A 12,349-nucleotide genomic window follows, 5' to 3' on the forward strand; every position below is an offset into this window, starting at 1 on the left:
TGTGGGCGGTCAAGCGAGAAGGCGCCACAGTCCGATCAGGCCGACGACGACAATCGTGTAGCGCAATGCAGTGGGGGACAGGCGCCGTCCGTAGCGGGCGCCGAGAACGCCACCACCGAGCGACCCGACAGCGATCAAACCGGCTGCTGCCCAATTGATCTGATCGAATGCCAGAGTGATGTACATCCCTGCTGCAACGATGTTGACGAGCAGCGACAGCAGGTTCTTCGCGCCGTTCATGCGCTGGAGGGTTTCCGGGAGGATGGCACCCATCACACCGATGAGAAGGATGCCCTGCGCGGCAGTGAAGTACCCGCCGTAGATCCCGACTGCAAAAGTGCCGGCGGTCAGGAGCATCAGCCTCTTGGTGGACAGCGTCGTTTCTTCGGTGGAACGCTTCTTGGCCCACGCCTGGATGCGTGGTTGGAGGAGGACGAGCGCGAGAGCGAGGACCAGCAGCACCGGAACGATGGTCTCGAACAGTTTCTCGGGTAGATGCATGAGCAACCACGAACCGAGTAGTGCCCCGGCGAGTGACGCCGGAATCTGCCACTTCAGTCGATCCCACTGTCCGGACAGCTCACGTCGGTAGCCCCAGGTACCCGAAACTCCGCCGGCGACGAGCCCGACCGCGTTGGACATGGTTGCGGTCACGGGCGGCATGCCGAAGGCGACCAGCGTCGGGAACGTGATCAGCGTTCCACTGCCGACCACGGCGTTGATCGCGCCCGCGCCGATACCGGCCAACAAGATGAAGAAAGCGTCGAGTCCACTCACTCCGCAGACGGTACGGCAGAGGAAAAGTCAGTCCGGACGGCGGTCCCGGTCTTCATTCGAACGCTCCATTCAACACGCCGAACGCGGCTTCGGACACCGTTGAAATCAATGCGATTTCAACATCGTAGACACTTCATTTCCCTTGCAGTGCAGGGAAATACAACATTTGACGACTCGACATTTCGCGTCTAGTCTTTGCTCACCATCCAGAGCGACCGAGAGACCTGGCTCGTCGACGTCGCAGCAACCCCCCGAGTGATCGGGAGCGGGTGCTACCGCCAGGACCGATGGAAGGCATCACATGGGTACCACTTCGCACGCTGCGCACAAGCGACGTCACATCGATCTGTGCCGCACCGCTTCGTGTCACTGTCGCTGACCGAACTCTCGTCGTCTTCGCAACTCGAGCGCACCAACTCGAGGACACAGCTGCGTTCCCATTTCCCCGAAAGGTCTATTCGTGATGTCCACTCCGTCAGGTAGCGCGCCGTGAGCGCGCCCACCGATGTCCGCCCCGAAAAGTCGGTGTCCGAGTCGCAACTTCCCGACTCGGAGCTTGTCGTCGCTCGCACCTGGCACCCGCTGCGCTGGGTGATCAGTGCGGTCGTGCTGGTCCTGCTTGCTCAGTTCATCCACGGGCTCGTCGTCAACCCCGGCTGGGACTGGCCGACGTTCGCGCAGTACTTCACCGCGAAATCAGTGCTCGCCGCGTTGTGGATGACGATCAAACTGACCCTGTGGGGGACGATCCTCGGGTTCGGTCTCGGTGTTTTCCTGGCACTCGGTCGGTTGTCGAAGAATCCGGTCCTGCAGGTGATCGCCTGGACCTACATCTGGGCCTTCCGCTCGATTCCACTCATCGTGCAGTTGCTCTTCTGGTTCAACATCACTTACCTGTACCAGACACTTTCTCTCGGAATACCTTTCGGTCCCGAGTTCTTCACCTTCCAGGTCAGCGGTGTGATCGGCGGATTCACCGCGGCAGTCATCGGTTTGGCGCTGCACCAGGCTGCATACTCGGCCGAGATCATTCGCTCCGGAATCATCTCGGTGGATCACGGTCAGATCGAAGCTGCTCACTCGCTCGGCATTCCGCGCAGTCGCCAGTTCTTCAAGATCGTTCTCCCGCAGGCAATGCGGGCGATCCTCCCCAACGCCGCCAACGAGGTCATCGGACTCTTCAAGGGAACGTCGATCGTCTCCACCATGGCAATCGCCGAACTGTTCTACCAGGTGCAGGTCATCTTCGGACGCAACGGACGAGTCGTGCCCCTGCTGATGGTCGCCACGATCTGGTACATCATCCTCACGACGTTGCTCTCGATCGGTCAGTACTACGTGGAGCGCCACTATGCACGAGGATCCGCCCGTGCTCTTCCGTTGACTCCGGTACAGAAGGCGCGCAAGAAGTTCGAAGAGATTCGCGATGCGCGTCTCGATATTCCGAGAGGTGCGACCCGATGACCGCAGAACTGGCCGAAGAGACGGTGTATGCCGTCGAAGCGCGCGGAATTCACAAGTCCTTCGGCACGCTGGAAGTACTTGCCGGCGTTGATCTCCTGGTCCGCAAGGGCGAAGTGACCGTCATTCTCGGTCCGTCGGGTTCCGGTAAGTCCACCTTGCTGCGAACCCTCAATCACCTCGAAAAAGTCGACCGCGGAACCGTACGGATCGACGGAGAGCTGATCGGATACCGGCGCAAGGGAAATCGACTCCACGAACTGCGTGACCGCGAGATCCTGAAACAGCGTTCGCACATCGGATTCGTGTTCCAGAACTTCAACCTGTTTCCGCACCTGACCGCGTTGGAAAACGTGGTGGAAGCGCCGCTCTCGGCCCAGAAGCGTGATCGTGACGAGGTGTACCGCGAGGCCCGCGCACTGCTCGAGCGAGTGGGAGTGGGGGACAAGGCGGACGAGTATCCCCGCCAACTCTCCGGTGGCCAGCAACAGCGCGTCGCGATAGCGCGAGCGCTGGCACTGCGGCCGGCGGTCATTCTCTTCGACGAGCCGACGTCGGCGCTCGACCCGGAACTGGTGGGCGAGGTTCTCGAAGTCCTGGCTCAGCTGGCCCGTGACGGCGCCACCTTGGTGATCGTCACACACGAGGTCGGATTTGCTCGGGAAGTGGCGGACACTGCGGTCTTCATGGACGGCGGCGTCATCGTCGAACAGGGCCCGCCTTCGCAGGTGATCGACAATCCGGTCCACGAACGGACCAAAGCCTTTCTCTCCCGCGTCCTCTGACGCGACCCAGACTCATTCCCGGAAGGAAAAATTGATGTTCTCCACATCCCGTCGCGCGACTTTTCTGATCTCGGCGCTTGCCACCGTCGGATTGCTCAGCGCTGCATGCAGCAGCGCGGACGCCGAGTCCGACGGCGCCCAGGTCACCGCTGCTGCGGGTTACAACCTCACGGCCGATCAGAACCGCATCAGCACCGACAAGGTGGATTCCATCGCCGCCGAGCTACCTCAGGACATCCGCGATCGTGGCACGCTGCGCGTCACCGGTAGTGCCGGTTCCGCTCCGCCGCTCCGTTTCTACGCCGACGACGACACCACCCTCATCGGTTCCGAGACCGACTTCGCCTATCTGATCGGTGACGTTCTCGGCTTGAAGGTCGACCTGCAGACAGCAGATTGGGCACAGAACTTCGTCCGGATCGACTCCGGTGAGGCCGACGCCTTCCTCTCCAATGTGACTGTCACAGAGGAGCGTAAGGAGAAGTACGACTTCGCGACCTACCGTCTCGACACCCTCGCCTTCGAAGCCAAGAAGGGTGCCGGAATCTCCATCAAGGAACCCAAGGACGTCGCGGGCAAGAAGATCGCCGTCTCCTCGGGCACCAATCAGGAAGCGCTGCTGGTCAAGTGGAGTGAGCAGAACGTCGCGGCCGGCCTGGCGCCTACCGACATCTCCTACTACCAGAACACCACCGACTACTACCTCCCGCTGCAGTCCGGCCGGATCGACGCCTACTTCGGCCCGAACCCGTCGTCGCAGTTCCACGCCAAGCAGTCGGGGGAGACCGAGGTTGTCGGTGAGTTCTCCGGGGCCGGCGACACCCTGCAGGGGCAGATCGCGGTGCTGGTGAAGAAGGACAACGGCCTGATCAAGGCGATCAACGACGCGATCAACCACACGATCGAGAACGGCACGTACCAGCAGATCCTCGAGCGCTGGAACATCACCAGCGAAGCCGTCGACACGTCCCTGATCAACCCGCCCGGCCTTCCGAAGACCAAGTGAGCTCTCGTCCATGAGTGAGATTTTCGATGTGATCGTCATCGGCGGAGGACTCGTCGGGTCCTCCGCCGCCTGGCGGCTCGCGGCACGCGGACGTAGCGTCGTTCAGCTGGAACAGTTCGGGCCGGGGCACAAGCACGGTGCGTCGCACGGTACTTCGCGCATCTACCGGCAGGCGTACGACAATCACCTGTACACAGGTTTGGCGGCCGACGCGCTGCCGCTGTGGCGGGAGTTGGAGACCACGACGGACATCGGGTTCCTGGAACTCACCGGTGCCGTTGATCACGGCCTGCCGCAGGCCGTGCAGTCCAAGGCGAAGATACTTCTCGAGGCGGGCATCAAGGGTGAGATCCTCACCCCTGCCGAGGCGTCCGCCCGTTGGCCGGGGCTGCGATTCGACACCACGGTGCTCCATCATCCCGACGCAGGCCGGTTGCACGCGGACCGCGCCGTGACCGCTCTGAAGGCGGGAGCGGTGTTTGCCGGTGCCGAGGTCCGTCACGATGTTCGGGTGTTGGCACTCGCGCGAGCGTCCTACGGCGTGGACGTGGTGACGGACAGTGGAACGCTCGCAGCTCGTCAGGTCGTGATCGCGGCCGGTGCGTGGACTGCGGACCTGATCGCAGACAGCGGTCTCGGCTCCGAGATCGTATTGCCGACACTGCGCACGACACAGGAACAACCAGCACACTTCGCACCGCTCGATCCCGGAGTCGAGTGGCCGAGTTTCGTTCACCACACCGGCGCAGAATTGGAGACCGCGGGGATCTACGGGCTTGGTTCCGAGGACGGGATCAAGATCGGCGAACACGCGACCGGGCCGGTGGTGACTCCGCAGACCCGTGACTACACCCCTGACGTCGACGGAGAGCGGCGATTGGCCCAGTACGCCGAGTCGTGGTTGCCCGGTGTCGATTCCACCCGTGTCGAGTCGCTCACCTGCCTGTACACGAGCACGCCGGACAGTAACTTCGTCATCGACCGAGTCGGCGCCGTCACAGTGGCGGCGGGGTTCTCGGGGCATGGGTTCAAGTTCGGTCCGGCCTTGGGTGAACTTGTGGCGGACCTCGTCGACGGAACCACCCTCGCTCCGGAAGTTTTCAGGCTGGGGGAGCGTTGACCAGATTCATGGAGGAAAGTGTTGTGGCACTGGAGCTCGGAACTCGGCAGCTCGAGGGTATCGGAGCGGTAGAGGTCTATTCGGTATCGCAGGACGATCCCTTGGCAGCTCCACTGATCGCGGAGTTGGCACTCGAATACAGTTCGCGTTACGGCGGGACTCGCGAAGCGATGCTCGATGATCTCACGACGTATCCGGCAGAAGAATTTGCCTACCCGCAGGGTGCGCTTCTGGTGCTCACCCACGACGGTCTGCCGATCGCCGGTGGTGCGTTTCGTCAATTCGATTCCACCACTGCCGAACTGAAGAGAATCTGGACGTCGGTCGACTATCGGAAGCGCGGCCTCGGCAAGGCCGTCGTTCGCGAGTTGGAACGAGAGATCGAACTTCGTGGATACAACCGTGTGTTTCTCACGACGGGTCCTCGGCAGCCGGAGGCCGTCGCGCTGTATCTGTCCAGTGGATACACACCGCTTTACGACGCTTCACTCTCGCCCGAAGAGGTGGGCGTCCACCCGTTCGAGAAACAACTTCGGGTGCTCGAAAATGTGACTCGAGCAGCAATTCCTACCGACCGGGTTGACAACACCCGGGTTTGACCTCGTAGACTTGCGAACGACCATCCAGAGCGACCGAGAGACCTGGCTCATTGAAGTCGCAGCAACCCCCCGAGTGATCGGGTGCGGGTGCTACCGCCAGGACCGATGGAGGAACACGAAATGAAGGCAGTCGAAGGCGGTTTCGATACCGCCTGGTCGCGTCGTCACGTAGACCTGTGCCGCACCGCGGGATCTTTCTGTACCAACTGACCTCTCGGTCAGTCATTCACACTCAGGCGAGTCGTCGACAAGTCTGTTTTCTCTTCTCTCACAAGTGATTCGTGCTCGATCGCCTTTTTCGTCTCAGGCGACGGGTGCGCTCTTCGGCATGCCTCTTTAGGAGTTCTTGGTGTCTTCGCCCTCATTCGGTGCCCGCAAACGCGCGACCGTAATCGCCGGTATCGGTGCTGTCTCGGTTCTCGGCACCGTCCTCGCCGGCTGCAGCAGCGGGAGTGACAGTGCTGCCGACGCAGGCCCCGCCCAGTCCGGCGGAACCCTTCGCTACGGTCTGTCGCAGGCGCCGACGTGCGCCGATCCGGCCCAGGCCGGCAGTAACCAGACCGTGTATGTCACTCGGACAGTGGTGGATTCGCTTACCGATCAAAATCCCGACACCGGAGAGATCACCCCGTGGCTCGCCAAGAGTTGGGAGATCAGCCCCGACGCCGCTAGCTTCACGTTCGTCCTTCGCGACGACGCCACCTTCAGTGACGGCACACCGGTGACGGCGGATTCGGTGAAGAAGACCTTCGACTCGGTCAAGAACCTGGGACCGAACGCGTCGTTGGCGAAGAGTTACCTGTCCTCGTACACCGGTACCGACGTCGTAGATGCTCACACGGCGAAGATCAATTTCTCCGGACCCAATGTTCAGTTCCTGCAAGCAACTTCGACGCCACAGCTCGGAATCCTCGCCGATTCCACCACCGCGCTGGCATCCGAGCAGCGCTGCCCCGGTGCAGCGGTGATCGCCTCCGGACCGTTCGTGTACACCGACTGGCAGCAGGACAAGAGCGTCAAGATCGCCAAGCGTGCGGGATACAACTGGGCCTCGGATGCGGTCGCGCATCAGGGCGAGGCGTACCTCGATGGCGTCGACTTCACGGTGGTTCCCGAATCCGGTGTGCGGGCGGGCAGCGTGGCCTCCGGCCAGCTCGATGCGGTCAGCGATGCGCTTCCGCAGGATGCGCCGCAAATCGAGGGCGCGGGTGGACGAATCCTCACAAGGCCGAACCCGGGTGTGAGCTTCTTCTTCCAGCCCAACGTCAGTCGCGGCGTTCTCGCTGATCAGGCTGTTCGTCAGGCCATCATTCCCGCGATCAACCGCCAAGAACTCGTCGACACCGTTCTGGATCCGTCGTTCTTCCCGGCCACGAGCCCGCTGGCTCACACCACTCCGCTCTACAGCGACGAATCCAGTGTCGTGACGTACGACGCCGACAAGTCGGCGAAACTCCTCGACGCGGCTGGTTGGAAGACCGGCAGCGACGGTATCCGCGAGAAGGACGGGCAGAAGCTCACTTTCAGCGTCACCTTCAGTCCGGTGTTCTCGGGTAACCAGGCCATCCTCGAGCTCGTGCAGCAGCAGCTCAAGAAGGTCGGCGTCGACCTGCAGCTCAACTTGGTCTCGAACGGTGAATGGACCGAGAAGGGAGTATCGGGTGATTACGATTCGCTGTATTACAACAGCACTCGCGCGGACGCCGACATCTTGCGGGCATCGTTCAGCACCGAAGGCCGCAACCTGAACCGTCGCGGCGCAGATCCGGAGCTCGACAAGGTACTCACAGACCAGCTTGCAGCCACGGACAACGGCCAACGCGGCGAACTGGTATCCACCGCACAGGAATTGATCCTCGACCGTGGACTCTCCATCCCCACCATCGAGCTCTCGCAGGCCATCGGCGCCGGATCGAGTGTGCAGGACCTGAACTTCGAAGCCTCCTCGCGCCTGCAGTTCTACGACGCATGGTTGTCGGGTAAGTAATCATGACTCGATACGTACTCACCCGACTGGGCCAGGCCGCAGTGGTTCTGTGGGCCGCCTTCACCATCTCGTTCGTGATTCTGTTCCTCCTGCCCAGTGATCCCGTCAGCATGGCTGCCGACTCGTCCGGTCAGGGTGTTGCAGTGGATCAGGCTGCGCTCGATCAGCTTCGGGCACGGTACGGCTTGGACCAGTCGGTGTGGGTGCAGTACTGGACGTCGCTGACGAATGCTCTTCGCGGCGATTTCGGTACGTCCATCTCCACCGGTCAGTCGGTGACGGATGCCATCTTCTCGGCGCTGCCGAGCACTCTGGTCTTGGCAACTACCGCTTTGGTTCTGGCCGTGTTGTTCGGAGTGGCGATCGCGTTCTTCGCTACCTACACCCGCAAGCGGTGGCTCGCGAATCTGTTGTTCTCACTGCCGCCGCTGGGTGTGGCGGTGCCTACCTTCTGGGTTGGCCTGATTCTTCTGCAGCTGTTCTCGTTCCGTCTGCACATCTTCCCCGCTTTCGGAGACAAGGGATTCGCAACGGTGATTCTTCCGGCGATCACCTTGGCGATCCCGACCGGCGCGGTGATCGCGCAGGTACTCACGACCAGCCTGCAGTCGACGCTGCGTTCGCCGCACGTGGAGACTGCGTATGCCAAGGGCGCCAGCCGCTGGCGCGTGCAGACCCGTCATGCGTTGCGACTGGCGAGCATTCCGGCATTCACCATCGCCGGTGTACTGGTCGGCACGCTGCTGGCGGGCTCGGTGGTTGTGGAAACGGTGTTCTCTCGCGCGGGCGTCGGCCGTCTGACACAGACGTCGGTGATGGCGCAGGACATCCCGGTGGTGCAGGGAGTCGTTGTGTTCGCCTCTCTCGTGTTCGTGCTCGTCAACCTCGCGGTCGACCTCTTCTACCCCTTGATAGATCCACGGATCATCCAGACGAAGAAGAGTCACACCGAAAAGTCGAATACCGAAAGCTCGACCGATCTGGAGCCGGCTCATGTCTGACACATTGATCGAACCCCTACTCCTCGATCCGACCGTCGAGGCGAAGGCACCTGTTGTTTCGCGCCGAAAGTCCACGGCCATCGGCTGGATCCGAAAGCCCGGCTTGGTGATTCCGGTGTTGATCGTGTTGCTTGCCATCGGCTTTGCCGTCGCACCCGGATTCTTTGCCAGCGGCGATCCGTTGTCCGGTGTCCCGGCGGACAAACTGCAGGGCCCGAGCCTGGCTCACTGGTTCGGAACCGACAATCTCGGTCGTGACCTGTACACACGGTTCGTGCACGGCGCCGCGCTGTCCCTGACCGCAACCTTGGTGGCGGTCGGAATCGCATTGGTGGCGGGATCGATAATCGGTTTGCTCGCGGGCTTTGTCGGTGGCGTCGTCGACGCCGTGCTGATGCGCATCGTCGACGTGCTGCTGTCCATTCCGGCGCTGCTGCTCTCGTTGGCACTGGTGACCGCACTCGGCTTCGGCACCATCAACGTCGCCATTGCTGTCGGCGTCAGTATGGTCGCCAATTTCGCGCGAGTGATGCGTGCCGAAGTGATGCGGGTGCGCGGAGCTCAGTACGTCGAGGCCGCGTTCAGTTCGGGTGTGCAGTGGCTCGGTGTCCTGCGTCGGCACGTGCTTCCCAACTCCTACGCGCCGGTGGTCGCGCTGTCCGCTGTCGAGTTCGGGCAGGCAGTACTGGCGGTGTCGGCTCTGAGCTTCTTGGGATTCGGCGCCGTTCCGCCTACCCCGGAATGGGGATCGCTGGTATCCGAGGGACGTAATTTCCTCGCCAATGCCTGGTGGATGACCACACTTCCCGGTCTCGCGATTGTCGCCGTGGTCATCTCGGCACACCGTATCGGCCACGAGATCGAAAGGAACAACCGGCGATGAGCACGACCGAGGAACAGTTGCTTTCCGTCGCCGACTTACAGATCGCCTACGGCGCCGAGCCCGCGGTATCCGGCGTGAGCTTCAGCGTCGGTCGGGGCGAAGTAGTTGCGGTGGTCGGGGAATCGGGTTCCGGTAAGTCGACCACGGCCCACGCGATATTGGGTCTGCTCGCCGGCAGTGGCCACGTCACCGGCGGGACCGTCGAGTTCGAGGGTGAACAGATCGACTCGTATTCCGACCGTGCGTGGCAGCGAATCCGCGGCGCGCGTATCGGTTTGGTGCCGCAGGATCCGACGACCTCGCTCAACCCGGTGACGAGGATCGGCGACCAGGTTGCAGAAGTCCTCCGGATCCACGGCCTCGCAGACCGTCGCAAAGCCCGGTTGGACGCCGTCGAGGTGCTCGAGCGCGCGGGTATCGACCGGCCGGAAATCCGAGCACGCCAGTACCCGCACGAGCTCTCCGGCGGTATGCGGCAACGAGTTCTGATCGGTATCGCGCTTGTCGCGAACCCGGCCCTCGTAATCGCCGACGAGCCGACCAGTGCTCTGGACGTCACGGTTCAACGGCGCATTCTCGACCATCTCGACGAGCGGATTGCCGAATCCGGTGCCGCCGTGCTCCTGATCACGCACGACCTGGGTGTGGCCGCAGACCGCGCGGACCGGATCCTGGTGATGCAGGGCGGCAGGATCGTCGAATCCGGCCGCACCGCAGATATTCTGGACAACCCGCGAGACGAGTACACGAAGAAACTTCTGAGCTCTGCGCCGAGCCTGTCCTCGGGACCAGTCGTTCGCCCGGTCCGCCAGGACACCAGCCCGTTGCTGACCCTGACGGGAATCACCAAGCACTTCAACGTCGGACGCGGGAGTTCGATCACCGCGGTGAACGAAGTGTCGCTGACTGTTCCGAGGGGTCAGACGGTGTCGCTGGTGGGGGAGTCGGGCTCCGGCAAGTCGACCACGGCGCGCATCGCCGTGCGGTTGGAGCAGGCGGATGCCGGCACCATCTCCTTCGACGGACACGACATCACGAAGGTCAAGGGCAGCGATCTGCGCGAGCTGCGCCGAAAGATCCAGCTCGTGTACCAGAACCCCTATGCATCACTAGACCCGAAATTGTCCGTCCAGGACATCGTTGCGGAGCCGCTGCGGGCCTTCAAGGTTGGTGGACGCAGTCAGCAGCAGACTCGTGCGGCAGAGTTGCTCGATCAGGTTGCACTTCCCGAGCAGTTTCTGAGCCGCAAACCGGCCGAACTCTCGGGCGGCCAGCGTCAACGGGTGGCGATCGCTCGTGCGCTCGCGTTGAAGCCGGACCTGCTCGTTCTCGACGAACCTGTGTCCGCTCTCGACGTCTCGGTGCAAGCGCAGATTCTGGCGCTACTCGACGAGTTGCAGCGCGAACTGGGCCTGACCTATCTCTTCATCTCCCACGATCTTGCGGTTGTTCGCCAGATCAGCGACGTCGTCGGCGTCATGCAGGCCGGGCGATTGCTCGAAATCGGCACTACCACCGAGATTTTCGACAATCCCCGAAACGAGTACACACGCACACTTCTCGACGCGATCCCCGGGCGGGATCATTCGACACGAAAGGCCGAACATGTCCGAGCGTAGTTCCGGAGCATTCCTGGTCGGCCTCGAATTCGAGGGAACCGGAGCTCATCCGTACTCCTGGCGACGCGAGGATTCGCGCGCCGAAGATCTGTTCACGCCCTCGTACTGGGTGGACCTGGTGACCGCCGCGGATCGGGGTGGGGTGGATCTGGCGTTCCTCCCCGACTCGTTCGGACTGCAATCCGAGGGCCAGCACGCAGTGCGGGGCAGATTGGAGGCGGTTGCAACTGCGGCGCGGCTGAGTGCTGTGACCTCGCGTATCGGCCTGATCCCCACCGCGACAGTCACGCACACCGAGCCGTTCCACATCTCCAAGGCCGTCGCGAGTATCGACTACTCCTCAGCGGGGCGGGCCGGCTGGCAGGTCGCGGTGTCCGACACCGCTGAGCAGGCGTCGTTGTTCGGCCGAAAGGCAGTGCAGGGCCCCGAGTCCGCGTGGGAGGAAGCGTCCGAGGCTGTCGAGGTGGTCAGTCGGCTGTGGGACAGCTGGGAGGACGACGCCGAGATACGGGACGCTGCGAGCGGACGATTCATCGATCGAGACAAGCTGCACTACATCGACTTCGAGGGAAAGAACTTTTCCGTCAAAGGGCCGTCCATCACGCCGCGCTCCCCGCAGGGGCAGCCGCTGATCGCCGTCGACGCGAGCAGGCCGGAGGCACGCGAGCTCGCTGTTGCGCGCGGAGATCTGATTCGGATCTCGGCAACCGATCTCGCCGAGGCCAAAACTACGGCCAAGCTGGTCCACGCGAGTGCCGCCGCCCTCGGGCGCAGCGTGCGGGTTCTCCTCGACGTCGACGTGCTCCTCGGCGCCGATCGCGGTGCCGCCGACGACGCTTTGGCGGAACTCGAGGAATGGGCGGGAGCGCCGTATGCCCCGCACTCGCTGTTCTATCGCGGTGACAGCGCGGGTTTGACTGCGCTGCTGCGTGAGATCGGTGGGCTCGCCGGGATCGACGGTGTGGTTCTGCGTCCACTGGCGCTGGCCGCCGCCGTGGAGAAGATCGCGACGGACGTAGTGCCAACTCTCAATCCGCGACCGAGTACCGCCCCGACGCTGCGCGAGCGGTTGGGCTTCCAGTTGCCCGTCAATCAGTTCGCGTAGCGCGAG

The 12,349-nt window shown here is 62.7% G+C and carries 13 protein-coding genes and 2 riboswitches; of the genes, 12 read left to right on the top strand and 1 reads right to left on the bottom strand.

Going from position 1 to position 12,349, the window contains the following annotated elements; translation table 11 throughout:
- Positions 1 to 9: 9 nt before the first annotated feature.
- The gene (locus A0W34_RS07205) at positions 10 to 777 is read right to left on the bottom strand and encodes a sulfite exporter TauE/SafE family protein (RefSeq protein ID WP_003944404.1); all 768 of its coding nucleotides are present in this window, start codon (positions 775 to 777) and stop codon (positions 10 to 12) included.
- A 199-nt stretch (positions 778 to 976) separates the two neighbouring features.
- Positions 977 to 1,071: riboswitch (SAM riboswitch) on the top strand.
- Between the two features lie 7 nt (positions 1,072 to 1,078).
- On the opposite strand from A0W34_RS07205, the gene A0W34_RS33800 reads away from it, so the two are divergent.
- The 12 genes from A0W34_RS33800 to A0W34_RS07255 all read left to right on the top strand — a co-directional run bounded on the left by A0W34_RS33800 (position 1,079) and on the right by A0W34_RS07255 (position 12,343).
- Positions 1,079 to 1,156: a putative leader peptide gene (locus A0W34_RS33800; protein WP_350318888.1), complete on the top strand. Its 78-nt coding sequence runs from the start codon at positions 1,079 to 1,081 to the stop codon at positions 1,154 to 1,156.
- 110 nt (positions 1,157 to 1,266) lie between these two features.
- Complete coding sequence (locus tag A0W34_RS07210) at positions 1,267 to 2,241, top strand: amino acid ABC transporter permease (protein WP_003944440.1); 975 nt, start codon at positions 1,267 to 1,269, stop codon at positions 2,239 to 2,241.
- On the top strand, positions 2,238 to 3,023 hold the full coding sequence (locus A0W34_RS07215) for an amino acid ABC transporter ATP-binding protein (RefSeq protein WP_020968833.1): 786 nt from the start codon (positions 2,238 to 2,240) through the stop codon (positions 3,021 to 3,023). The genes A0W34_RS07210 and A0W34_RS07215 overlap by 4 nt, the downstream gene beginning before the upstream one ends.
- A 34-nt stretch (positions 3,024 to 3,057) precedes the next feature.
- A complete protein-coding gene (locus tag A0W34_RS07220) occupies positions 3,058 to 4,029 on the top strand; it encodes an ABC transporter substrate-binding protein (RefSeq protein WP_063314821.1) in 972 nt (323 codons plus the stop codon).
- 10 nt (positions 4,030 to 4,039) lie between these two features.
- Positions 4,040 to 5,149 carry an FAD-dependent oxidoreductase gene (locus A0W34_RS07225; RefSeq protein WP_075832542.1) on the top strand — a complete coding sequence of 370 codons (1,110 nt, stop codon included), beginning with the start codon at positions 4,040 to 4,042 and terminating at the stop codon, positions 5,147 to 5,149.
- An 8-nt stretch (positions 5,150 to 5,157) separates the two neighbouring features.
- Positions 5,158 to 5,748, top strand: a complete 591-nt coding sequence (locus A0W34_RS07230) for a GNAT family N-acetyltransferase (RefSeq protein ID WP_190287651.1) — start codon at positions 5,158 to 5,160, stop codon at positions 5,746 to 5,748.
- Between the two features lie 17 nt (positions 5,749 to 5,765).
- Positions 5,766 to 5,860: riboswitch (SAM riboswitch) on the top strand.
- An 8-nt stretch (positions 5,861 to 5,868) separates the two neighbouring features.
- Complete coding sequence (locus tag A0W34_RS33730; protein ID WP_310504006.1) at positions 5,869 to 5,958, top strand: putative leader peptide; 90 nt, start codon at positions 5,869 to 5,871, stop codon at positions 5,956 to 5,958.
- Between the two features lie 139 nt (positions 5,959 to 6,097).
- The gene (locus A0W34_RS07235; protein WP_003944291.1) at positions 6,098 to 7,735 is read left to right on the top strand and encodes an ABC transporter substrate-binding protein; all 1,638 of its coding nucleotides are present in this window, start codon (positions 6,098 to 6,100) and stop codon (positions 7,733 to 7,735) included.
- A gap of 2 nt (positions 7,736 to 7,737) precedes the next feature.
- Positions 7,738 to 8,736 carry an ABC transporter permease gene (locus A0W34_RS07240; protein WP_003944382.1) on the top strand — a complete coding sequence of 333 codons (999 nt, stop codon included), beginning with the start codon at positions 7,738 to 7,740 and terminating at the stop codon, positions 8,734 to 8,736.
- Positions 8,729 to 9,619, top strand: coding sequence for an ABC transporter permease (locus tag A0W34_RS07245; protein WP_042925872.1), 891 nt, complete (start codon positions 8,729 to 8,731; stop codon positions 9,617 to 9,619). The genes A0W34_RS07240 and A0W34_RS07245 overlap by 8 nt, the downstream gene beginning before the upstream one ends.
- A complete protein-coding gene (locus A0W34_RS07250) occupies positions 9,616 to 11,238 on the top strand; it encodes a dipeptide ABC transporter ATP-binding protein (protein WP_081557534.1) in 1,623 nt (540 codons plus the stop codon). Before A0W34_RS07245 ends, A0W34_RS07250 begins: the two co-directional genes overlap by 4 nt.
- Positions 11,225 to 12,343: an LLM class flavin-dependent oxidoreductase gene (locus A0W34_RS07255; protein WP_075832548.1), complete on the top strand. Its 1,119-nt coding sequence runs from the start codon at positions 11,225 to 11,227 to the stop codon at positions 12,341 to 12,343. Before A0W34_RS07250 ends, A0W34_RS07255 begins: the two co-directional genes overlap by 14 nt.
- Positions 12,344 to 12,349: the final 6 nt, after the last annotated feature.

The sequence above is a fragment of the Rhodococcus sp. BH4 genome, assembly GCF_002079265.1.
In the GTDB taxonomy this organism is placed as follows: Bacteria; Actinomycetota; Actinomycetes; order Mycobacteriales; family Mycobacteriaceae; genus Rhodococcus_F; species Rhodococcus_F qingshengii.

Excerpts from the sequence above, each read along its gene's own strand:
- A0W34_RS33800 (WP_350318888.1), top strand. The coding sequence starts at position 1,079 with ATGGGTACCACTTCGCACGCTGCGCACAAGCGACGTCACATCGATCTG.
- A0W34_RS07215 (WP_020968833.1), top strand. The coding sequence starts at position 2,238 with ATGACCGCAGAACTGGCCGAAGAGACGGTGTATGCCGTCGAAGCGCGC.
- A0W34_RS07220 (WP_063314821.1), top strand. The coding sequence starts at position 3,058 with ATGTTCTCCACATCCCGTCGCGCGACTTTTCTGATCTCGGCGCTTGCC.
- A0W34_RS07225 (WP_075832542.1), top strand. The coding sequence starts at position 4,040 with ATGAGTGAGATTTTCGATGTGATCGTCATCGGCGGAGGACTCGTCGGG.
- A0W34_RS07230 (WP_190287651.1), top strand. The coding sequence starts at position 5,158 with ATGGAGGAAAGTGTTGTGGCACTGGAGCTCGGAACTCGGCAGCTCGAG.
- A0W34_RS33730 (WP_310504006.1), top strand. The coding sequence starts at position 5,869 with ATGAAGGCAGTCGAAGGCGGTTTCGATACCGCCTGGTCGCGTCGTCAC.
- A0W34_RS07240 (WP_003944382.1), top strand. The coding sequence starts at position 7,738 with ATGACTCGATACGTACTCACCCGACTGGGCCAGGCCGCAGTGGTTCTG.
- A0W34_RS07245 (WP_042925872.1), top strand. The coding sequence starts at position 8,729 with ATGTCTGACACATTGATCGAACCCCTACTCCTCGATCCGACCGTCGAG.
- A0W34_RS07250 (WP_081557534.1), top strand. The coding sequence starts at position 9,616 with ATGAGCACGACCGAGGAACAGTTGCTTTCCGTCGCCGACTTACAGATC.
- A0W34_RS07255 (WP_075832548.1), top strand. The coding sequence starts at position 11,225 with ATGTCCGAGCGTAGTTCCGGAGCATTCCTGGTCGGCCTCGAATTCGAG.